Raw genomic sequence first — 22210 nt, forward strand, 5'->3', positions numbered from 1 at the left:
AAAAGAAAAAAGTACATAAAGATAACAAAAAAAGCGGAGGTACAAAACCCCCGCTTTTTCTATCCTATTAATCTTTACGATTTTCTAACATTTAAAGCGACTTATTTTTTCGTTTCCGTGTCGTCATTCTTCCGTTTCGGCTCCTTCTTGGCAAGAAGAACAATATTATACACATAATCCGTCATCCACTGTTCAGAGTATCCCAAACGCTCTTTGTACTGGCGGACAGTCGCAGCCGTTTTATGCACATCATCAGCCTTCCACACTGTCTTGGTACAAACATCGTGTACCGTTTTCTGTGTCATACCATACAAAGCCTTCTTAAAGATCGACGGCATACGAAACTTCCACTGCATCAGATTTCCCATCAGCATCATCAGATCATTGGAAAATCCCTGATACATGAACAAATAAGATTGAATATCATTTTGAGTGCGGCAGTTACGTTTCACGGAAGAGTCGATTTCCTTAAAGAAGTTCTCGTTCAACCCATAATCCTGCATCAGCATTTTGCGTGCAGCAGACTTTTCGGCCAATCCCAGTTTACCGTTTTGAGTAGGAACTTTAAACAAACGTTTGAAGTTAGCTACATCCGGCAAGAAGCGGATATTAGTGATACCGAGGTTTGTGGCGATAACTGACTGGAAATATACCCGGGTCAGTGATATGAAATCTTCTACATTGCCGACTTTCGTTTCATCGGATTTTTTCTTGAATAAACCAAATAAGCCCATTGTTATCTCTACAATTTTATTATTTACAATTTACTATTTTGAGCGTGTGGAAGGTATATAACATAACTACCATCTGTCAATTTGCGTGCAAAGGTACAAAAACAGTTGGTTTTCACCAACATTCCAAGTCCTTTTCGATGTCCGGCATTGTCTCTTTCTTAAAAACAGGACTTTGGATGCCAGCTTTCTTTTGCGCGCGGTAATCATTTAGCAGGCGGATAGCATATTTTCCGAGGAAAAGGATAGCGATCAGATTACAGATAGCCATTAACCCCATCGTGACATCTGCCAGGCTCCATACCATATCCAATGTGGCAAGTGAACCGAAGAGTACCATACCACCCACCAATATCCTGTAACCATGAAGTACCCATTTCCGGTGAGTGATAAAACGGATATTAGCCTCACCATAATAATAATTCCCCAGAATACTGCTGAAAGCAAAAAAGAAAAGAGCTACGGCAACGAAGATACTGCCCGAAGAACCTATTTTGTTTGTCAACGCCTGTTGAGTCAGCTGCACTCCATTAGCCGAACCATCCAGAGGAACCCCACTAAAGAGGATGATAAAAGCCGTACAGGTACATATCAGTAATGTATCTGTAAATACCGCCAAAGTCTGTATCAACCCTTGTTTTACGGGATGGCTGACATGAGCCGTGGCAGCCGCATTCGGGGCCGAACCCATACCGGCCTCATTGCTGAAAAGTCCTCTCTTGATGCCTTGCATTAATGCCATACCAACTCCTCCCGCCAATGCCTGCTCCCAACCGAAAGCATGGCTGACAATCAGTGCGATAACACCCGGTAAATGAGTGATATTGAGTGCAACAATAACCAGTGCCAGCCCTACATATCCCAAAGCCATAATAGGCACGATAATACTGCTGACGCGGGCAATGCGTTGAATACCTCCAAAGATGATAAGCAATGTCAGCAAAGTCAGCACACCTCCCAATATAATATGATTGAACCCAAAAGCATGCTCTGCCGCAGCACAGATCGTATTACTCTGTACGGAATTGAAAGCAAACCCGAAAGTGATGCTTATTAATACGGCAAAAAGCATTCCCATCCACGGTTGTTTCAACCCTTTCTTCATATAATAAGCAGGCCCTCCGATGAACGAATCCTTTCCGCGTATTTTGTATAATTGTCCCAAAGTAGACTCTATGAAAGCACTCGAAGCCCCTAACAGTGCGATGACCCACATCCAGAAAATAGCTCCGGGACCTCCGATGGCAATGGCAGTAGCCACTCCCGCAAGATTCCCCGTACCCACACGGCTGGCGATAGAAATAGCGAATGCCTGAAAAGAAGATACATGTTTCTCTCCCTGTTTTCCTTTGCCGGCGGATTCGCTTAACAGCACGATCATTTCCCGGATCATGCGAAATTGTACAAAGCGTGTCCGTATGCTGAACCAGACAGCACATCCTAATAACATAATAATTAGAATATACGTCCAAAGTATGTCATTAATCTCGTTGATAAAAGTCATAGTTAAGTATTAAGTATAAAGCATTGTTTGTGGTTATTCGTCTTTTATTCGGAAGTAAAATTTATGATTTTCGAATACAGGTTCCACAATATCATAACGAACAAATTTGGCGAGCAGATGTTCAGCGGCACGTCGTGAAAGTCCGGTTTGTCGACAGTAACGGTTGAGTGAGAGTAAAGTTCCGTGCTCCAGTTGATCGAGCAGGAGCTGTTCACGTTCGGTGTAGCGGATGAGTTCTCCACGGGGGCTATCGCTCTGTTGCCATACACGGAGATGTATGGGAGTTGCCAGAATATTTTCGTCCTTGATGCGGAGATAGGCTAGGGGCTTTCCGGTTTCGTCCTTGACGTAAACCGGTTTATGTGGAGTCTCTTCGATGGTTGCCACTAACACTTGCCGTCCTTCCACTATGTATGTTTGCAGAGAATATTCCACTTCCGGCACGCAATAAAGTTGTGCGGCGGCTTCAATCATATATTTTTCTTCTTCGGAGCGTACTCCTGCGATTTTACCATTGTCTTTAACGCCAATAAGTAATCGTCCTCCGTTCGTGTTGGCAAAAGCCGAAAGTGTTTTGGCTATTTTGCGTGCGTCGGAAATTTCGAATTTAAAGTCCTGTTGCTGGTGCTCTCCTTCAGCAATCAGTGCATGTATATAATCGGTATCTGTAAGCAGTTTCATGGCTACAAAGGTAGGTAAAAAAGGTAAAAAGCCCCTTTTTTAGATATTTTTCGAAGATTATTTCAAAAAAAATATTGATTTTATGCTTTTATTTCGGGAAACAGTGTATTTTTGCGGCACATTATTAACGAAAAAAATAAAAGGATTATGAAAGAATTGGTAGAAAAGGTAGCAGCTCTTTATGCTGACTTCTCAAAAGATGCTAACGCACAGATCGAAAACGGTAACAAAGCAGCAGGAACTCGCGCTCGTAAAGCTTCTTTGGAAATCGAAAAAGCAATGAAAGAATTCCGTAAAGCATCTTTGGAAGCTTCTAAAAAATAATTTAGAAGACTACTAGGATATTGAAAAAGAGGGCATATCGTGAAGCGATATGCCCTCTTTTTGTTTTAATGCGGAATGACTTTTTATTGTTTTAGTACGGATAGTGGCAATTATTTATAGCATAAAAAGCGGTTCGTTTGGGTGAATCGCTTTTTTAGAAAAGAGATGTCTCCCAAGATGTAAGTCCGGGCTTTTTATATTTTTGTGGTTCTTTTAAATGATTTATTTGCAATTTGTAGGGGGCAAACTTTTTTCTTCTATACGCATCTCAAATTAAATCGTATATTTGCGAAAAGAATCAAGATCGGGAATGATGAACGAAAACGTCTTAGCTAAACTGAAGATACTTGCAGAATCTGCCAAGTACGATGTTTCCTGTTCTTCCAGTGGTACGGTGCGTTCCAATAAGCCGGGAACGCTGGGAAACACTGTGGGAGGATGGGGGATATGCCACAGTTTTGCCGAGGACGGTCGATGTATCTCGCTATTGAAAATCATGCTTACCAATTATTGCATTTACGATTGTGCCTATTGCGTCAACCGTCGTAGCAACGATCTTCCCCGCGCTACCTTTTCCGTTTCGGAATTGGTGGAGCTGACGATGGAATTCTACCGTCGTAACTATATCGAAGGGCTGTTTCTTAGCTCTGGAGTGGTCCGTAATCCGGACTATACAATGGAGAGACTTGTGCGTGTAGCCAAAGATTTGCGGCAAGTGTACCGTTTTAACGGTTATATCCATCTCAAGAGTATTCCCGGAGCCAGTCGCGAATTAGTGAATGAAGCCGGATTGTATGCCGATCGTCTTAGCGTCAACGTCGAAATTCCCAAAGAAGAAAATTTGAAACTGCTTGCACCGGAAAAAGACCATAAAAGCGTATTTGCTCCGATGAAATACATTCAACAAGGCGTGTTGGAGAGTAAAGAAGAACGGCAGAAGTTTCGCCACGCACCGCGTTTCGCACCTGCGGGACAAAGTACCCAGGTGATTGTGGGAGCTACCTCCGAATCGGATAAAGATATTCTTTTTCTTTCGTCGGCACTTTATGGGCGCCCCACCATGAAACGTGTCTATTACTCGGGCTACGTTTCCGTGAATACGTATGATAAGCGCCTTCCGGCATTGAAACAGCCGCCTCTGGTACGTGAAAACCGGCTCTATCAGGCTGACTGGTTATTGCGTTTTTATCAATTCAAGGTAGATGAAATTGTGGATGATTCCTATCCGGATCTCGATCTCGAAATAGACCCGAAACTTTCGTGGGCTTTGCGCCATCCCGAACAGTTTCCTGTCGACATCAATAAGGCAGACTACGAAATGTTGCTCCGTGTGCCGGGAGTAGGGGTGAAGTCGGCGAAACTGATTGTTGCTTCCCGTCGTTTTTCGCGGCTGGGATTTTACGAACTGAAGAAGATAGGAGTGGTGATGAAGAAAGCGCAATATTTCATCACTTGCAAAGAACTGCCTCTCCAGATGCAGACAGTGAACGAACTTTCTCCGCAACGGGTGCGCAGCTTATTGTTGCCGAAACCGAAAAAGAAAGTGGATGAACGCCAGTTGTTGCTTGATTTTGGCGAATAAGAATAATTTACGATTAGACAATTTACTATTCAAAAGTGATACCAAGCGTAAATCGTCTAATAGTAAATTCAATTGTAAATTGTCTAATAGTAACTTAAATAGTAAATCGTAAATTGTCTAATAGTAAATATGTTTAGTGTTTATATTTACGATAAAACCTTTGATGGTCTGCTGACGGCTGTGTTCGACGCCTATTTCCGCAAGACTTTCCCCGATGCCTTGCTGTCGGAAGGAGATGCTTTGCCTTTATTTTGTGATGAGCTGCATACGGTAGTGACCGATGAAGAAAAGGCCGGGCGTGTGTGGCGGGGATTACAGAAGAAAGTTTCCTCTTCCGCTTTGGGTTGCCTCACACAAAGTTGGCTGTCGGAGCTTCCGGAAGTAGGGATGCTTATTTTTCGTTATATCCGTAAAGCGATCGACGCGCCCCGGTCCATTGAAACCAATTTTGGTGATCCGGATGTTTTGCAATTGGCGCAAATATGGAAGAAGGTGGATGGCGAACGTGTACACCTGATGCAGTTTGTCCGTTTCCAGAAAGCTGCCGACGGTACATTCTTTGCCGCTTTCGAACCGCAGTATAATGCGCTCCCGTTGACGGTTCACCATTTCAAAGACCGTTTTGCCGATCAGAAGTGGATTATTTACGACATGAAACGCCGTTACGGATTTTATTATGACTTGCAGGAGGTGACGACTATCTCGTTTGATGATGACAGTCGTGAATCCCATTTGATTACGGGGATGCTGGACGAAAGTCTGATGGACAAGGATGAGAAGCTTTTCCAACAACTTTGGAAGACATATTTCAAGGCCATTTGTATCAAAGAACGCATGAATCCGAGGAAGCACAGGCAGGATATGCCTGTACGTTATTGGAAGTATCTGACGGAAAAGCAAAAGTAGATTTCCATTTTGGGAGAGGAGCGAAAGTCTGACTATTCAATTCGCTGCACCGTTACATCCGGAAATTCCTGTATCAGCGAAAGCAGATGCCCTTCATCATTATTCCGTTTCGACTTGATAACCATCGTAACCTGATAATATTCTGCTTCACCCGTGTGTTGCGTTTCCATCTCGTAAGAGACTATCAGGTAGTCTTTAGAGTTGAATCTGTCCGCTATCTGTTTCAGTATGTCTTTGTTGGGAGTTGAGAAAGAAACCATCGAGCTTTTCATTCCGATGCTTTTAAATAGATAGCTAAGTAGTTCCAGTCCGACGAGGGTCAACACCGTGGCGGCAATACCGATGGTGTACATTCCTGCACCTACCGCCAGACCGATACCTGCTGTTGCCCAGATTCCTGCGGCGGTAGTCAGTCCGCGTACAATCTGTTTTTGAAAGATGATGGTTCCTGCACCGATAAATCCGATACCGCTGACAACCTGTGCCGCCACCCGACTGGGATCGAGTGTGACACTACTTTCTTTTATAATTTCCTGAAATCCGTATTGGGAAACAATCATAATCAAAGCACTACCTAGCGACACGAGAAAATGAGTGCGGTATCCGGCTTCTTTGGCACGGTATTCACGATCCAGTCCGATGATGGTTCCCAATATTCCGGCGACCAATAAACGGATTACAAAATCCATATTCAACATCATGTGTTCAATCTCCTTTCTATTTTTTTATTGTTTGTGGAAAAATGCTTAGGACTATAAATATACAATTATTTCCCCTTTTTGTATCAATCATTTAGTAATATTTGAACGTATCCAATTCATTTTATCGTATATTCGCAGATTCAAATAAATGTTTAATCCCGCGACCGAGCAAATAATGAAGAAAAGAATTTTTTATATAATCAGCTTTCTGGTGATCTTCTGTATTGAGGTGTTGATAGCTTTGTATGTGCGCGACCGTTTCATACGTCCCTATGTCGGAGATATGCTGGTTGTAGTGCTGGTATATAGCTTTGTACGTATCTTTCTACCGACGGGGATTCCGCGGATGCCGTTTTATGTCTTTCTTTTTGCCTGTTTTGTAGAAGTCTTGCAATACTTCCAGCTGGTGGAAACATTGGGTGTCACGAACCGCGTAGCCCGAATTGTGCTGGGTTCTACGTTCGATTGGGGAGATATTGCCTGCTATGCTGTGGGATGCGTTTTCATTGTCTTATTCGAGCATTTCGTCCGGCGTAGATCGTAGAGGATTTATTTCTCTTCCGCTTTGGTTTCGGATGGGTCCAGGCTGTGGCCGCAATATTTGCAAAACTCTGCATTATCTTCGTGTCCGGAGCGATGGCAGTTGGGACATTCTTTGTCTCTCCTGCGTTTATACTCTTTCATCATGGAGGCAGATACGATACCTGTGGGTACGGCAATAATCGTGTAACCGATCAGCATGACACAGGCGGAAAGGAATTTTCCGAGGCCGGTGGCGGGAGTAATATCTCCATAACCTACGGTAGTCATGGTGACGATAGCCCAATAGATGCTGTTCGGGATATTGTTGAACTGGGAGTTGGGTTGCGTTCCTTCAATCATATACATTAGCGTTCCGATGGAAGTCACCAGAATGACGACAAACAAGAAGAACACTGCAATCTTCTTACTACTTTCACGCAAGGCAGTGAGCAGCCGTTCCCCCTCATTCAGAAAGTTGAAAAGCTTGAAGACGCGGAACACACGTATCAGGCGGAAGGCACGAATGATGAGTAGATAGCGGGCGCCCGGGAAGAGCAGACCGATGTAAAGAGGCAACGTGGCCAGTAAGTCTACGATACCGAAAAAGCTGAATATGTATTTCCGGGGACGGGGTGAACAGTAGATCCTCGTCAGGTATTCGAAAGTAAAGAAGCCGGTGAAAAGGAATTCCATAATGACGAACGGAGTCGTCAGATAGGTGGGAAGTCCTTTCAGGCTTTCGATGATGACGAGCAATACGCTGACCAGAATACAGGCGATAAGAATTACGTCGAACAATTTCCCGGCAGGGGTGTCCGATTCGAAGATGATGACGTATAACTTTCGTTTCAGTTTCTCGTCATGCAAAAAACGATGGATTCTTTCTTTCAGTTTCATATCAATAGTGTTTGGTCGGAATTAAAGAAAAAGCCTTTTTAGTCGATGACCCACTGTTTATTGTAGGCAACGGTCTTTTGCGGGGTGTAATACATTCCCTCTTGTGTAGGAATATAGAGAATGTATGTCTTTCCGGTCTTGTTCTTCAATGAAGTGTCGCGCAGCCAGGGGTTGGCATCACGAAGTTGGGCATAGGTGATTCCCTGTGATTTTGCGTACTCGTTCAGATCGTCGATAGAAGTGTTGACGGTTACCTCTTTATAAGGAATAGGCGGATACAGATGTTCCCGTTTCAAGAGAAATCCGTAACGTTGCGGGTTGTTGAATATCTCTTTGGCTGCCAGCAGACGGAACATGTAGCGGGAAGTTTCCTCTACCAGCCATAAGTCCATGGCATGACTTGCCAACTGCTTTTCAAGTTGGGAGGAGATGCGTCCCTGTCCGGCGTTATAGGCGGCGGAGACAGCCATCCAGTCGCCATATTTGGCATACGCCTGTTTGAAGTATTTGCAGGCGGCAACGGTTGCTTTTTCAATATGATAGCGTTCGTCTACGTTATCGTTCACTTCCAGCCCGAATTCGCGTCCGGTGGCAGGCATAAATTGCCACAGGCCCGCTGCTCCTGCCGGAGAACGTGCGATGTTATTCAGATTGCTCTCGATGACCATCAGGTATTTGAAGTCATCAGGAATACCGTTTGCTTTCAGTATCGGTTCGATGATGGGGAAGTAACGGTTGGCACGCTTGATTAATAACATGGTGGTGGAGTGCATATAGGTGAAGGCCATCATCTCGCGGTCCATCCGTTCGCGGCGGTCATAGCGCCGGAGGTCGATCGTTTCCCCGTCGAAGGTGACCTGTGCGGGAACAGTAGGCGGAGTGACACAATAAGGCACTTCCGATTTGGCGGAATGTTGTTCGTTCACTTGGCTGCTGCCTGTCAATATTGGGATGGAAGCACCGATACAAAATACTAATATAAGTGTAAGAATATAGTTGATTTTCATTTGTCTTTTCATTTTATAACCTTTTTGGATGCTTCAATGTTTACGTCTATCTTGCAAAGATAACCTCATTTTGCTTTTTTCAAAGAACTTTTCTTGCATTTTATACGTTTTTCTAATAGAGTTAAAATAAACAACGAATCAAGATGAATATAGCAATGACCGGAGCTACCGGATATATAGGTAAACATCTTTCTAATTATCTTACAGAAAAGGGCGGACATCGGATCATTCCTCTAGGAAGGTCGATGTTTCGCGAAGGTATGTCCGGTTATTTGATTCAGACACTGACCCATTGTGATGTTGTCATCAATCTGGCAGGTGCACCTATCAATAAACGTTGGACACCGGAATATAAACAGGAGCTTTTCAACAGTCGTATTGTTGTAACCAATCGTATTATCCGCGCTTTGAACGCAGTCAAAACGAAACCGAAACTGATGATTTCGGCTTCTGCTGTAGGTTATTATCCTTCGGAAGCGGAGGTGGACGAATATACCCGTACCCGTGGAGAAGGTTTTCTGTCCGATCTTTGCTATGCGTGGGAAAAAGAGGCGAAACACTGTCCCGAACCTACAAGGCTCGTTATTACACGCTTCGGCGTAGTGCTTTCTCCGGACGGGGGAGCGATGCAGCAGATGCTTCGCCCTTTGCAAGCCACCAAGATAGCCACCGCCATCGGTCCCGGTACACAGGTTTTTCCGTGGATATCGATACGGGATCTTTGCCGTGCAATGGAGTTCTTTATCACTCACGAAGAGACACATGGGGTATATAACCTGGTTGCTCCGCAGCAGATCTCGCAATATGCTTTCACCCGTGCGATGGGAAAGGCTTATCGGGCATGGACAACGATGGTAGCTCCGCAACGAATTTTCCGTATCTTATATGGTGAAGCGGCATCTTTCCTGACTGCTGGCCAGAGAGTTCGCTCAACGCGTCTGACGGAGGCGGGATTTCATTTCTCCATTCCCAATGTCGGACGTCTTTTCAGAGGTACGGACCATAGTACGGTTACCTCTCTCGATTTGCACCGGTATATGGGACTTTGGTATGAAATAGCCCGCTACGAGAATCGTTTTGAATACGGACTTGTAGACGTCACGGCTACTTACACGCTCCGTCCCGACGGCATGATTCGTGTGGAGAACCGGGGATGCAAACGTAATTCTCCTTACGACATCTGCAAGACTGCCAACGGACACGCCAAAATACCCGATCCCACACAGCCGGGCAAACTGAAAGTGTCTTTCTTCCTTAGTTTCTATTCTGATTATTATGTCTTGGAACTGGATGAAGAGAATTACAATTATGCCCTGGTAGGCAGCAGTACTGATAAATATCTCTGGATACTAAGCCGTACACCCCAACTGCCGGAAGAAATCAAGAAGAAACTCGTCACCGCTGCCGAACGTCGTGGATACGATACGAGCCAGTTGAAGTGGATCGAGCAACTCTGATCGCAGGCATATACATATATCAGTTTATGCAATCCGCACCTAATAAATAATATAAGATTGTTTAGCGAAAGTATTTAACGGACGATAAACCAACTTTAAAACAACAGAAATTATGGATTACGAAATTATTCATCAGCCCGAACAAAAATTGTTCAAGACAGAAGTAGACGGTCGCACCGCCTTTGTACAATATCGCCTGATAGGTGATTCTCTTGATATTATCCACACAATTGTGCCACAACCCATTGAAGGGCGGGGGATTGCCGCTGCTTTGGTAAAAGCTGCTTACGCCTATGCATTAGCTAACGGGATGAAGCCGAAAGCAACATGCTCTTATGCAGTGAAGTGGTTGGAAAGACACCCGGAAATAAATGGTTAAATACTCGCTTTTGATTCGTCGGAAAAGGAAATAATATTATCTTTGTAATTGGAAATCAATGAAGAAAAATAGTGTTATGATAAAAGAAGGTGAAAAGGTAAAAGTGGATCCTAGGTTAACGGGACTCGATGAATGGATAGAGGGTACAGTAATTGATATTGAACATAATCCGTTCAAAGGCTTAGTTATAGCGATTCGTGATAAATTTAACCGTATTTTCTTTGGTGAGCAGAAATATTTTATTCCTGTAAATGAGGATAATGTATGTATGCAATAGCCTTTGATATGGTCATTACAGACCTACGTGCCAATTATGGAGAGCCTTATAACAATGCCTATTTTGAAATAAATAAAGTGTTGCGTCAGTATGAGTTTTATAATACGCAGGGTAGTGTATATTTAACAGAGAAAACTGATATGGCAAATCTTTTTCGTGCAATTGACGCATTGAAACGTATTCCTTGGTTTCAGGCGTCAGTTCGTGATCTTCGTGCGTTTCGTGTAGAAGACTGGTCGAACTTTACGGATTTTATAAAAGAAAATAAATAGATAAGCTTTCAGGTATGAATATGTATTCATGCCTGAAAGCTCCTTTTATTTCTCAATTACTGTTTCCACCTCTTCAACTGTGGAAAGTACTCCTTCATCGTTTTCCGTGCTTCCTCCACTGTGTATTTCACTTCCGAGTCTTTATTGAACTCATCCAGATAATTCAGATTAAGCTCGATCATCTCGTCCATGGTACACTCTTTCGTGAAATGTCCGTCCGCATAGCAATAGTGGCAATAATCTTCGTTCTTGCTACCGTCCGCTTCTTTTCCAAAAGTTGAGTCGTCTATCGGCATACCGCAACTTTGACAAAATTTTTGTTCCATCTTTTTTTGTTAGATTATAAGTTTATGTTACAAGACAAATGTAAGTAGAAATATTGGAAAAGAAGTAATCCGGTCTTGCTATTTATTCATTTATTTCTTTCCTGGTTTACTTTTGGTGTTAATTGGTTTTCACGGGCAGCCGTTTCCACATCCAACGGGGAATCATTTTCCAGAAAAAGACCAGTATCCGGTAGCGCCAGTCGATCACTACTATCCGTTGTTTCCGCTCCAGTGACCAGGCGATGTGACGTCCCACTTTTGCTGCATCCATCAATAGCGGATAATGTTTCCCGTCGTTGAGCAAGTCGGTGGCAACAAATCCGGGACGGATATCAGTAAAACGGATATTCAGTTTTTGTAAATATGAAAGTTGTTCGAGAGCATCTATGTAAGTGTTCTGGAAGCGTTTGGTGGCAGAGTAGGCAGGAGCCACTCCAAGTCCTTTCGTTCCCGCGATGGAGCTGATGACTGCCAAGTGGCCGCCTCCGCTTTTCCTGAAATAGATGAAAGCGGTATCCACCATGCGGATAAATCCCTCTACATTGGTGTATGCTGTGTTCAGCTCCACCTCCATGTTCAGATTCGTATTCTGGAAACCGATGCCCGAGCTAAGAAGAAACAAATCCATGCCGCCCACCTTGTCGATGAGCATATTCAATTTCTCGCCTGCATCTTCCTGGGTTACGTCCAACGCTTGAATTTGAATCTGATCCGGTGCTGCCCGTTGCAGGTTTTCGAGAGCGGATTGCCGTCTGCCGGCTACTCCGATTTGCCATCCATCCAGTAACAGACATTTTGCAACTTCTTGCCCGATGCCGGAGGTAGCGCCAATGATAATGGCTTTTTTCATTACTGATTTTTTTAGTAAGTTATAGGTTCAATAAATGTCGTATGGCCTGCCAGGGTGCATAAAGCAACATCCTCGGTCCGGAGAAACGCATCACCTGTCGCATTCGTTCGCGCATGACGGGCTTGTAACAATGTACGGTGCATTTCTTGCATGCACTCTTCTTCTCTCCAAACGGACAATGGTCGAGACGGGCGTGGGCATAGCGGAGCAACTCTTCACAGTCGGCACAAAGAACTGTATTTTTTTCTTTTTTCCGGCAATAGAGGCGGATCATCAACTCTACCGTTTTCTTTTCGTGCGCAATGCGTGATGCTTTCATCTCTTTCTTTTTTACACTTTGGAGTGACAAAGATAGCGAAGATTATGCAGAAATGCAGGCGTATTCTGTTAAAATACACCTTCTTCTTTTTTCTATTTTGAAAAGTACCCTTTCATTTTGGTAGGGTATTTAGAGATTGCTTTTTCAAAATGAAAAAAATATTGCATTGATTATAAGCGAATTATCAGAGTCCCTTTCATTTTGGCATACTCTTGGCTATGTGGGGAACATACAAAATAATTCATGAGTTATGGAAGAGTACATTTCAGATAACAGTCTGTATATTCGGAGTAAGAATAATAGCATGATTAACCGGAAGATGATAGGGCGCGTGCTGGGTATGTTGCTATTTATCGAATTGGGGATGTTCTTACTTTGTGCCGGAGTGTCGGCTGGTTACGGGGAAAGTGATTATAAATACTTTCTTTACACCTGTATCATCAATGCTGTGGTAGGCGGATTGTTACTGCTCTACGGACGGGGAGCGGAGAATAAGATGAGCCGGAGAGACGGATATTGTGTGGTCACTCTTTCATGGGTGTTTTTTACCTTTTTCGGCATGCTTCCTTTTTATTTTAGCGGAAGTATTGATACGATAACCAATGCCTTTTTCGAAACCATGTCCGGGTTTACCACTACAGGAGCTACCATTCTCGATGATATTGAATCCCTTTCCCATGGTATGCTTTTCTGGCGAAGCCTGACGCAGTGGATCGGTGGTTTGGGGATTGTGTTTTTCACGATTGCCATTCTTCCTATCTTTACCACCGGAGGAGTGCAACTCTTCTCTGCTGAATCTACGGGAGTAACGCACGACCGTACCCATCCGAAAATCAATGTCATGGCCAAGTGGTTGTGGACAATTTATCTGGTATTGACAGTTTCAGAAACTGTCTTATTGATGTTTGGGGGCATGAGCTTGTTTGATGCCATTTGCCAGTCGTTTGCCACTACTGCTACGGGCGGATATTCTACCAAGCAGAACAGTATATCTTACTGGAATTCTCCGTATATAGAATATGTGGTGGCTATCTTTATGATTGTTTCCAGTATCAACTTCTCTTTGTTTCTGATGTGTTTGAAAGGAAAAGTCGGTCGTTTATTCAAAGATGAAGAGCTGCACTGGTTCCTGGCGTCGGTGGGTATCTTGACTTTCCTTATCACATTGGCGCTCGTCTTTCAAAATCATTATGACTGGGAACTGGCTTTCCGGAAAGCATTATTCCAGGTGTCTACGGTGCATACTTCCTGCGGTTTTGCTACGGATGATTATAATATGTGGCCTCCTTTCACGTGGTTACTGTTGTTTATTGCGATGCTTTCGGGAGGGTGTACGGGTTCTACCAGTGGAGGTATCAAGAATATGCGGTTGCTGATTGTGGCGCGTGCCATCCGGAATGAGTTCAAACATCTGCTCCACCCGAATGCCGTGCTTCCCGTACGTATCAATAAGCAGACGGTGTCTTCTTCTATCGTAACTACCGTATTGATTTTCTTTGCTTTTTATCTGGTTCTAATCCTGATTGGGTGGACGGCTCTTTTGTTTTTGGGAGTTGGCTTTTCCGAGTCCGTCAGTACGGTTATTTCGAGTATAGGCAATGTCGGTCCGGGATTAGGTACTTGCGGACCTGCATATTCGTGGAATTCTTTACCTGATCTGGCAAAGTGGATACTTTCTTTTCTGATGCTGGTGGGACGTCTGGAATTGTTTAGTGTACTCCTGTTGTTTTATCCGGGATTCTGGAAGAATAGATAAATTGTAAATCATGAACGGGCTTCTGAAACATCGTTGGAAGAGTTTGTGGTTGACGGAAACAATCTGTATCTTTGCGGCATGAGAAAGTTATTGTGTCCGCAATGCAAGATTGCAGCTATGTATGTGAAGAATGAACAGGGTGACAGGCTGCTGGTTTATGTGCTCGAAGATGGTGAAGTCGTTCCCAAATATCCGGAAGATTCAATGGAGGGGTTCGATTTGACAGAAGTCTTCTGCCTGGGATGCTCGTGGCATGGTTCACCTAAACGGTTGGTGAAACGATAGACCGGGGGCATTCATGCTCTCATTCTGATTTTTTTGATTTATGTCAACTAAAAGAGGAACGCAAATCGAGAACTAATTCATTGAATTTTCCGTATCTTTGCGTCCGATTTTAGAACATAGACGTATGGCAACTTCTAAAGAAATGACGGCAGGGCCGGCATTACCTCTCATTTTAAAGTTTACATTGCCGCTTTTACTCGGCAATCTCTTACAACAAACGTATTCGCTTGTTGATGCTGCAATTGTAGGAAAGTTTTTGGGAATTAACGCGTTAGCTTCTGTTGGAGCCAGCACATCGGTTGTTTTCCTGATTCTCGGATTCTGCAATGGATGTTGCGGAGGTTTCGGGATACCCGTTGCGCAGAAGTTTGGTGCACGTGATTACAGTACGATGCGCAGTTACATTTCCGTCAGTTTGAAACTGGCAGCGGGGATGTCTGTGGTCATTGCTCTTGTTACCAGTATCTTTTGTGCGGACATACTCCGGATTATGCGCACGCCGGAGAATATTTTCGAAGGGGCGTATGCTTATTTGCTTGTTACGTTTATTGGTGTTCCTTTCACTTTCTTCTATAATCTTCTTTCAAGCATCATCCGTGCGTTGGGAGACAGCAAGACGCCTTTCTGGTTTTTGCTGTTCGCTGCTGTTCTGAATATCATTCTCGACTTGTTCTGTATTCTGGTACTCGGCTGGGGAGTGGCGGGAGCTGCCATTGCTACTGTCTTTTCGCAGGGGCTGTCGGCTGTTCTCTGCTATATTTATATGTACCGGAAGTTTGAAATATTGCAGGGTACTCCGAAAGAACGCCGGTTCCAGTCGAAACTGGCAAAGACATTGCTTTACATCGGTGTGCCTATGGGATTACAATTCTCTATCACGGCTATCGGCAGTATTATGCTTCAGAGTGCGAATAATGCGTTGGGAACGGCGTGTGTGGCTGCTTTTACATCTGCCATGCGAATCAAGATGTTCTTTATCTGTACGTTCGAGAGTCTGGGAATTGCGATGGCTACGTATAGCGGACAGAATTATGGGGCAGGGAAACCGGAGCGTGTCTGGTTGGGAATCAAAGCGAGTGCTTTGATGATGATCGTTTATGCGGCATTTACGTTCGTTCTTCTGATGGTGGGAGCCAAATATTTTGCATTGATCTTTGTAGATCCGTCAGAAACGGAAATTCTGTTGGATACCGAGTTATTCCTGCATATCTCCTGTATGTTCTTCCCGATGCTTGGATTGTTATGCATCCTGCGCTACACGATTCAGGGAGTGGGATATACCAATCTTGCCATGTTTTCGGGAGTGGCGGAGATGATTGCGCGTATCCTTGTCAGCATTTACGCTGTGCCTGCATTCGGCTTTATTGCTGTCTGCTACGGTGATCCGATGGCTTGGATAGCGGCAGATTTGTTCCTCGTACCGGCATTTATCTATGTTTATCGCAGGTTGAAGAAGCAGGTGTTCACAAGCAGTCCGGCTACGCAAACTGTGGCATGATGCCATGTCGGTTTGCGTAACCAAACCTGTTTTGATGTTCTCTGGGATATTTCAATCTTGTACGGGATAGAGCGGTTTTCCGCTTTCATCTACTTCCGTCCATTCTTTCACGCTGACATTGGCAAACGATATGGAGTTTTCGTTAATGACTGCCCGGAAAAGGTATGAGTTTCCGGCTGATAAGAGGTTGTTGGGTGGAGTCAGTGGGGTGGTGTAGGTACGTGAGAAACTTTCTCCGTTTACCATCAATTCCAGTGTCAGAGTCATGGGAGAAGAACTCTTTACGGGTAGCATGATATATTGTACGGTAAAGTCGTTGATTCCCATATCGGCTGCCTTATCGTAGCTGACTTCCGAAGAGATGATGCCTGTTGATAAATCCATGATTGCACCCGGCTTCGGTGGGGTAATGGTAGCCGAAAGTATCTTGTTCAAAGTGATATTTTCTCCTCCGGTGATGGCTACAACTACTTGTGTGGCTGCATGCTGATAGGTGATGGGGATATTGATCTGTGAACTGGCGATGTCCTGATGAACTGCGTGCCACCAGAGATAATCCACTCCGTTTGATAAAGGTTCGGATATTCCATTGGTGAAAGTGGGTGCCGGACTGGTGGAATTGCATGATACGGCATAGAAGCTATAGATATTATTGCTCAAATACATTTTATATCCCAGATTTCCTGTCAGTACACCGGGAGAGGAGGTGACATAGTTGCCTTGGGCAACGGGAGCACCTGTGATATTGTTTGATGTATTGGCTGAATAGGCGCACAACCAGCTTTGCAGACCTTTCCCCATCGGGGACATGGCTCGTGTGATGTTTCGTCCTTCTACGGAAGCACTGAAAGTGACCAATGCACTCTCTTTTGCCGGATTGCCATTGTCGTCGTTACCGGATGAATTTCCGTTGTTCCCTTCTTCGTCGGGATAGGCTATGTCGATATAAATATTGTTTTTGGAGCAGGCTCCCAATAGCAGTACTGTTAAAGCAGATACGGCTAAATACTTTGTCATACGAAATTTGATATTCATAGTCAGGTTCTTTTTGAAAGTTAGTAATTACCCCTATATACATTTCAAAAAGAATTTGGTTCATGGCTTAATCGTGTTTTTTATCGAAGTCGGCCTCTTTCTGTATGCGTAGAATCTTTCCGCTGATGGGATGACGGAACTCTATATATTCGGCGTGGAGGTATAGTCTGTCCGCTTTCTTTCCATAAAGTTCATCCCCAAGAATGGGGCAACCCAATCCCTCCGGATGGGCGGCGTGTACCCGTAATTGGTGTGTCCGTCCGGTCAACGGATAGAAAGCAATCCGGGTGTGTTTTTCTGATTCACAGATGATTCGGTATTCTGTAATCGCTTCTTTCCCGTGTTCTCTACTGACGATTTGCCGGGGACGATCAAGGGGATTCAAACAGAGAGGGAGTTCGATTCTTCCTGTTCTTCCGGGCGGCAGTGCTGTCTTCTCTACTGTTACCCCATCCAACACGGCTACATAGCGTTTCTTGATACTTCTGCTTGCAAATTGTGCCTGCAAATGTTGATGTACCTCTTTCGTTTTAGCTACGAGCAGTAATCCGGAAGTCGCCATATCAAGGCGATGTACAATCATAGGTCCGGTAGCATCGGGATACTTCTTTTTCAGGCGATGATAGACTGAATCTCTGTCCTCCTCCTTTCCCGGAACGGACAACATTCCTGCCGGCTTATTGACTACCACTAACCATTCATCTTCATATACGATTTCCAGTTCTTCATCCTCATGGATGGAGTTCAGCAACGGATTCTCGTCTACTTCCAATCCTTGCAACATGTGATGCAAAATAGGTTCACATTTTCCCTTGCAGGAAGGATAATAATATCCATGATGCCGGATTTCGTTTTTAGGAGAGTCGCCCCACCAGAATTCAGCCATAGCCAATGGCTTTAATTGATGAAGATATGCATATTGCAACAACTTAGGCAAAGCACATTCACCCGCACCGGCAGGAGGAACTTTCTGAACTGTCTGCTCGAAGATTGTGTATAGGTCTTTCACTTCTCCTCTGGCATTCAGCATCCGGAACTGCTCGAACAACTTTCTTTGCAAGGCTGCCGAACGTTCTTTCCGTTCGGTTTTCAGTTGTTCTATTTCAGTCTCGAAGTGTCTCGTTTCCGTTTCGAGTTCTTCCAATCGTTTCTTCCATTCTTTTTCCAGTCGTTTGTATTCCGCTTTCTGGTATTGGCTTTCCCGGATCAGGGAGGCTTGTTCCTCTTCGGAAAGGGTAGAGGGGGATTGGCGGCGAATCTCTCTCGCCTCCTTTGCTGCTTTGAGTTCTGCTTTAGCCTGATTCAAAATAGCTTTAGCCTGTTCTGTTTCCGTCTTCCACTTTTCTTTTAAATCGAGATAAGAACGATTGTTTTCTAATTCACGAATACGGATATTGATGGAAGATATTTGTTCTTCTTCAATTTTGAAGAATCCTTCCGGTTGCAATAAGTCGTAGACAGGAGGGACAAAATAAGGATGCAGATTCTTTCCTGCCAGATTGCCGGAGAAAGCAGCGAGATAGCCAATTTCATAGACTGCTTCTTTTTTTGTAGTCTCTTGTTTATTTTCTTTTTGTACAATCAGTACCCCGAACATTTTTCCGAAAGCTAATTCTTCTTGCCATTCCTTCCGGCTCGCGATATGTTTTTTCACTTCTTCCGCTGCCAACACGCACAATGGATGAGGCGTATAGTGGAAAGGATAAGTGAATTTATCCGGTAACGCAAGGTGAGAAATGGGTTGCTTGAAAAAATGTATCATCGGTTTATATATATGAATGAATGTGATTACCTTTGCAAAAGTAAAGTAAATCCGTGAATTATTGAATGAAGTAACATGAATAGAATGGGAGAGAAACCTAAATTAGCCTTTCTTGGCAACAGTCACATGGCATTTTGGGCATTGGATGTCTACTTTCCTTCATGGGAATGTCTGAACTATGGTGCTCCCGGTGAAGGGCTGGCTTATGTGGAGTCTTTTACCGTAGACACTTCCGATTGCCAAGTCGTCATTCAATTCGGAACCAATGATATTTATCAGTTGAATGATGAAAATATGGACGATTATGTGGAACGTTATGTAAAAGCGGTCCTTGCCATCCCTTCACTGAAAACATATCTTTTCTGTATTTTTCCACGTAATGATTACGATGATTACAGTACGGCTGTGAATCAATTCATTCGTGTCCTTAACCGGAAGATATACGAGAAATTGCAGGGGACGGACATTGTCTATCTCGATATATTCGACCGTTTGTTGCTGGATGGCAGGCTGAATCCGGAGTTGACTCTCGACGATTTACATTTGAATGGCAGGGGTTACAGTATTTTGTCAGAAGCACTGAAACGGGCTTCCGGTTTGTAAAACATACCTAAATACTTCATTCCTTGCTTTTATTTATAAATTTGGTGGCATATCAGTTTATTTTTCCTATTTTTGTCTCCAATTTAATAGTAAATAACCCCCATAAAAACGATAAGACTTATGGAAAAAGTAATTATCAATTCGTATGAAGAATTCGAAAAACTAGTAGGCCAACAGATAGGTGTTTCCGATTATGTGGAACTCTCGCAGGAACGTATTAATCTTTTTGCTGATGCAACGCTGGATCATCAATGGATTCATGTAGATACGGAACGTGCGAAAGTAGATAGCCCTTATCATAGCACGATTGCTCATGGCTACCTGACATTGTCTATGCTTCCTTATCTGTGGAATCAGATTATCCAGGTAAATAACCTGAAGATGATGATTAACTACGGTATGGATAAGATGAAATTCGGTCAGGCTGTATTGTCAGGACAGAGTGTGCGTCTGGTGACTACTTTGCACTCATTGACCAATCTGCGTGGTGTGGCAAAAGCAGAAATTAAGTTTGCTATCGAAATAAAAGACCAACCAAAGAAGGCGCTGGAAGGAATTGCTGTATTCCTTTATTATTTCAATTAATGGCAAGCTGTTAGAGGAACAGATTTTATCCCCGGAAATGATCGAAATACGTCTCAAAAGTTAGATACAAAAACTTTTGGGGTGTGCTTCAGATGGATCGTTTCCGGGGATAATTTTATCCTTTTACTCCCATAAATCTGAACGGCTGTGCCGGTTGAAATTCTTTCGTTGCATTTCCATGATAAGTTTCGCCGTTGGCGATAGATAATTTGAGTACCGGAGCTCCTTCCGATAAGTCTGTTTCCCGCAGGTTTACCCAGAATGTATTAGGTGTCAGACTTGATTCGAAGAAGTAGAGCAGATTCTTACTATCCGATACCGTTCTCCATTGTGTGGTGGAAATTTCCGGAAATTCGGGAGTGGATATGCCATAAGGAACAGAAGTATTACGGATAACGCTGAATACACTTGCCACGGCTATTCTCACATCATCTGTTGGGGGCAGGGCATTGATATAAAAACTGGCTCTTGCAAAACGGTCGGACGGTCGGTTGGTTCCGGGCAGGAAGCTCAATCCTCCTATTGATTTCCAGTATTCGTTTAGTGCCAGTTGCTTGTTGTAGGTAGGGGAGTTGGTCATCACTTTGTACTCCTTGCTGTGGTAGACAGTCAGCTTTCCACCCGTATATTCGAATATCGCACAATCGCCCGTTGCGTCGGAAATAGATAAATGCAAGGTTGCCAAGCGGGAACCATCCGGCATCAGGTCTGATACTACTTGGAAAGTGTTTTCATCAATGGAAGCGACAGCCTCGTCTACGGTGGCGAAGTTATCCAGCATATATTGCACCCATGCAGTAATGGCAAGTCCCGGTTTACTTTGATCTCTGACCGGATACTCCGTTTCGGGCAACCATAACAGATTGGCAACCAACCCTTTTTCATTCATCCCGTCTGTACTGGCAATCTCGAAAGCTGAAGTCACCACGCTGCCATACTTGGACGTCCATTTCAGGGAGTTGGCTCCCGTTTCTCCATTTCTTTCCATACCTTTGGGAAATACCCAAAGATTGCTGTGCATTTCTGTTTTCCAGTCCATAGACCGGCCGGTTGCCACCATTCCATTTTTTCCCGAATAAACGACTCTTGTACACATAATTTTAATTTCTAGTTAAAGGTTTATTATAAGCTGCTTTCACGAGGTATTCAACCGATGCGGATTCCTCTCGCAAAAGCATATTCTCAAAACAATAACGTTCCATTTATGTTTTAGATACATATCAGATATTAATAAAGTATCAAAAAACAGGTATTATGTCATTAAGTAATCTTCTCATCATATTTTCGTCATCGTTTATGGCGCTGTTTCCGGTGATAAATCCTTTGGGGAATGGTTTTGTCGTCAATGGATTCTTTACAGACCTCGATCCTCAACAGCGGAAAGCAGCCATTCAGAAGCTGACGCTCAATTTTATAATGATCGGTGTAGGGACATTGGTGATAGGGCATTTGTTTCTGTTGATTTTCGGTCTGGCTATTCCTGTTATTCAGTTGGGAGGTGGAATACTGATTTGTAAGACGGCAATGGAGCTGTTGGGCGATTCGGGTTCGTCTGATAAAGAAGAAGCCAGCAAGAATGTAGACGGTTTCAGATGGAAAAACATCGAGCAGAAGATATTTTATCCCATCACGTTTCCTATCAGTATCGGGCCGGGCAGTATATCGGTTATCTTTACTTTGATGGCGTCTGCCAGTGTTAAAGGCAAATTGTTGCAAACTGGGATTAATTATTTGGTCATTGCGCTTGTTATTATTTGTATGGCGGCCATCTTTTATGTATTCCTTTCGCAAGGGCAGAGGTTTATTCAGAGGTTGGGACCGGTGGGAAATCAAATTATTAATAAGCTCGTTGCTTTTTTCACTTTCTGCATCGGCATTCAGATTTCGGTGACAGGTATATCCCAGATATTCCATCTGAACATACTCTAATTGAACGGTGGGATAAAAGCGA

At 43.8% G+C, this 22210-nt stretch carries 26 protein-coding genes; 14 read left to right on the top strand and 12 right to left on the bottom strand.

Annotated features, from left to right (window positions below):
- Positions 1-101 precede the first annotated feature (101 nt).
- From Bovatus_RS22990 to Bovatus_RS23000, 3 genes are all read right to left on the bottom strand, one after another.
- Positions 102-734, bottom strand: coding sequence for a hypothetical protein (locus tag Bovatus_RS22990; protein ID WP_004301962.1), 633 nt, complete (start codon positions 732-734; stop codon positions 102-104).
- Between the two features lie 112 nt (positions 735-846).
- A complete protein-coding gene (locus Bovatus_RS22995; protein ID WP_004301963.1) occupies positions 847-2235 on the bottom strand; it encodes an alanine/glycine:cation symporter family protein in 1389 nt (462 codons plus the stop codon).
- A gap of 33 nt (positions 2236-2268) precedes the next feature.
- Positions 2269-2916 (bottom strand): AlbA family DNA-binding domain-containing protein, encoded by a 648-nt coding sequence (locus tag Bovatus_RS23000; RefSeq protein WP_004301964.1) that lies wholly within the window; start codon positions 2914-2916, stop codon positions 2269-2271.
- 147 nt (positions 2917-3063) lie between these two features.
- On the opposite strand from Bovatus_RS23000, the gene Bovatus_RS23005 reads away from it, so the two are divergent.
- From Bovatus_RS23005 to Bovatus_RS23015, 3 genes are all read left to right on the top strand, one after another.
- Complete coding sequence (locus tag Bovatus_RS23005; RefSeq protein WP_004301965.1) at positions 3064-3240, top strand: histone H1; 177 nt, start codon at positions 3064-3066, stop codon at positions 3238-3240.
- Positions 3241-3553: 313 nt separating this feature from the next.
- The gene (locus Bovatus_RS23010; RefSeq protein WP_004304808.1) at positions 3554-4822 is read left to right on the top strand and encodes a putative DNA modification/repair radical SAM protein; all 1269 of its coding nucleotides are present in this window, start codon (positions 3554-3556) and stop codon (positions 4820-4822) included.
- 129 nt (positions 4823-4951) lie between these two features.
- Positions 4952-5728, top strand: coding sequence for a TIGR03915 family putative DNA repair protein (locus Bovatus_RS23015; RefSeq protein ID WP_004301967.1), 777 nt, complete (start codon positions 4952-4954; stop codon positions 5726-5728).
- A 32-nt stretch (positions 5729-5760) separates the two neighbouring features.
- Here the strand turns inward: Bovatus_RS23015 and Bovatus_RS23020 are convergent, their stop codons facing one another.
- On the bottom strand, positions 5761-6429 hold the full coding sequence (locus tag Bovatus_RS23020) for an MgtC/SapB family protein (RefSeq protein ID WP_004301968.1): 669 nt from the start codon (positions 6427-6429) through the stop codon (positions 5761-5763).
- Positions 6430-6604: 175 nt separating this feature from the next.
- On the opposite strand from Bovatus_RS23020, the gene Bovatus_RS23025 reads away from it, so the two are divergent.
- Positions 6605-6973, top strand: coding sequence for a ribosomal maturation YjgA family protein (locus tag Bovatus_RS23025; RefSeq protein WP_044917966.1), 369 nt, complete (start codon positions 6605-6607; stop codon positions 6971-6973).
- A gap of 5 nt (positions 6974-6978) precedes the next feature.
- On the opposite strand, the gene Bovatus_RS23030 is transcribed toward Bovatus_RS23025, so the two are convergent.
- Positions 6979-7848, bottom strand: coding sequence for an ion transporter (locus Bovatus_RS23030; RefSeq protein ID WP_004301970.1), 870 nt, complete (start codon positions 7846-7848; stop codon positions 6979-6981).
- A 38-nt stretch (positions 7849-7886) separates the two neighbouring features.
- Positions 7887-8867 carry a lytic transglycosylase domain-containing protein gene (locus Bovatus_RS23035; RefSeq protein WP_004301971.1) on the bottom strand — a complete coding sequence of 327 codons (981 nt, stop codon included), beginning with the start codon at positions 8865-8867 and terminating at the stop codon, positions 7887-7889.
- Between the two features lie 131 nt (positions 8868-8998).
- Between Bovatus_RS23035 and Bovatus_RS23040 the strand changes: the two genes are divergently transcribed.
- The 4 genes from Bovatus_RS23040 to Bovatus_RS23055 all read left to right on the top strand — a co-directional run bounded on the left by Bovatus_RS23040 (position 8999) and on the right by Bovatus_RS23055 (position 11240).
- Complete coding sequence (locus Bovatus_RS23040) at positions 8999-10312, top strand: TIGR01777 family oxidoreductase (protein ID WP_004301972.1); 1314 nt, start codon at positions 8999-9001, stop codon at positions 10310-10312.
- A gap of 112 nt (positions 10313-10424) precedes the next feature.
- On the top strand, positions 10425-10691 hold the full coding sequence (locus Bovatus_RS23045; protein ID WP_004301973.1) for a GNAT family N-acetyltransferase: 267 nt from the start codon (positions 10425-10427) through the stop codon (positions 10689-10691).
- Between the two features lie 58 nt (positions 10692-10749).
- On the top strand, positions 10750-10968 hold the full coding sequence (locus tag Bovatus_RS23050; protein ID WP_004301974.1) for a hypothetical protein: 219 nt from the start codon (positions 10750-10752) through the stop codon (positions 10966-10968).
- The gene (locus Bovatus_RS23055) at positions 10956-11240 is read left to right on the top strand and encodes a virulence protein (RefSeq protein WP_004301975.1); all 285 of its coding nucleotides are present in this window, start codon (positions 10956-10958) and stop codon (positions 11238-11240) included. Before Bovatus_RS23050 ends, Bovatus_RS23055 begins: the two co-directional genes overlap by 13 nt.
- Positions 11241-11296: 56 nt before the next feature.
- Here Bovatus_RS23055 and Bovatus_RS23060 read toward each other — a convergent pair whose 3' ends face one another.
- The 3 genes from Bovatus_RS23060 to Bovatus_RS23070 all read right to left on the bottom strand — a co-directional run bounded on the left by Bovatus_RS23060 (position 11297) and on the right by Bovatus_RS23070 (position 12735).
- On the bottom strand, positions 11297-11566 hold the full coding sequence (locus tag Bovatus_RS23060) for a zinc ribbon domain-containing protein (protein ID WP_004301976.1): 270 nt from the start codon (positions 11564-11566) through the stop codon (positions 11297-11299).
- A gap of 118 nt (positions 11567-11684) precedes the next feature.
- Positions 11685-12416: an SDR family NAD(P)-dependent oxidoreductase gene (locus Bovatus_RS23065; RefSeq protein WP_004301977.1), complete on the bottom strand. Its 732-nt coding sequence runs from the start codon at positions 12414-12416 to the stop codon at positions 11685-11687.
- A gap of 19 nt (positions 12417-12435) precedes the next feature.
- The gene (locus Bovatus_RS23070) at positions 12436-12735 is read right to left on the bottom strand and encodes a nitrous oxide-stimulated promoter family protein (protein WP_004301978.1); all 300 of its coding nucleotides are present in this window, start codon (positions 12733-12735) and stop codon (positions 12436-12438) included.
- Between the two features lie 250 nt (positions 12736-12985).
- Here Bovatus_RS23070 and Bovatus_RS23075 point away from each other — a divergent pair, with 250 nt between their 5' ends.
- The 3 genes from Bovatus_RS23075 (at position 12986) to Bovatus_RS23085 (ending at position 16274) form a co-directional block, all read left to right on the top strand.
- Entirely contained in the window at positions 12986-14491 is a 1506-nt protein-coding gene (locus Bovatus_RS23075; RefSeq protein WP_004301980.1) for a TrkH family potassium uptake protein, read from the top strand.
- Between the two features lie 78 nt (positions 14492-14569).
- A complete protein-coding gene (locus tag Bovatus_RS23080) occupies positions 14570-14776 on the top strand; it encodes a hypothetical protein (RefSeq protein WP_052588039.1) in 207 nt (68 codons plus the stop codon).
- Between the two features lie 124 nt (positions 14777-14900).
- Positions 14901-16274 (top strand): MATE family efflux transporter, encoded by a 1374-nt coding sequence (locus tag Bovatus_RS23085; protein WP_004301982.1) that lies wholly within the window; start codon positions 14901-14903, stop codon positions 16272-16274.
- Between the two features lie 51 nt (positions 16275-16325).
- Here the strand turns inward: Bovatus_RS23085 and Bovatus_RS23090 are convergent, their stop codons facing one another.
- Both Bovatus_RS23090 and Bovatus_RS23095 read right to left on the bottom strand, forming a co-directional pair.
- On the bottom strand, positions 16326-17309 hold the full coding sequence (locus Bovatus_RS23090) for a fimbrillin family protein (RefSeq protein WP_004301983.1): 984 nt from the start codon (positions 17307-17309) through the stop codon (positions 16326-16328).
- Positions 17310-17376: 67 nt separating this feature from the next.
- Positions 17377-19071: an RluA family pseudouridine synthase gene (locus tag Bovatus_RS23095; protein WP_004301984.1), complete on the bottom strand. Its 1695-nt coding sequence runs from the start codon at positions 19069-19071 to the stop codon at positions 17377-17379.
- Positions 19072-19146: 75 nt separating this feature from the next.
- Between Bovatus_RS23095 and Bovatus_RS23100 the strand changes: the two genes are divergently transcribed.
- Together Bovatus_RS23100 and Bovatus_RS23105 are read left to right on the top strand one after the other, a co-directional pair.
- On the top strand, positions 19147-19674 hold the full coding sequence (locus tag Bovatus_RS23100) for an SGNH/GDSL hydrolase family protein (RefSeq protein WP_004301985.1): 528 nt from the start codon (positions 19147-19149) through the stop codon (positions 19672-19674).
- Positions 19675-19794: 120 nt separating this feature from the next.
- Complete coding sequence (locus Bovatus_RS23105; protein ID WP_004301986.1) at positions 19795-20259, top strand: MaoC family dehydratase; 465 nt, start codon at positions 19795-19797, stop codon at positions 20257-20259.
- Positions 20260-20374: 115 nt separating this feature from the next.
- Here the strand turns inward: Bovatus_RS23105 and Bovatus_RS23110 are convergent, their stop codons facing one another.
- Complete coding sequence (locus Bovatus_RS23110; RefSeq protein WP_052588020.1) at positions 20375-21355, bottom strand: linear amide C-N hydrolase; 981 nt, start codon at positions 21353-21355, stop codon at positions 20375-20377.
- 158 nt (positions 21356-21513) lie between these two features.
- On the opposite strand from Bovatus_RS23110, the gene Bovatus_RS23115 reads away from it, so the two are divergent.
- A complete protein-coding gene (locus Bovatus_RS23115; protein WP_004304823.1) occupies positions 21514-22188 on the top strand; it encodes a MarC family protein in 675 nt (224 codons plus the stop codon).
- Positions 22189-22210 lie beyond the last annotated feature (22 nt).

Source organism: Bacteroides ovatus (assembly GCF_001314995.1).
In the GTDB taxonomy this organism is placed as follows: Bacteria; Bacteroidota; Bacteroidia; order Bacteroidales; family Bacteroidaceae; genus Bacteroides; species Bacteroides ovatus.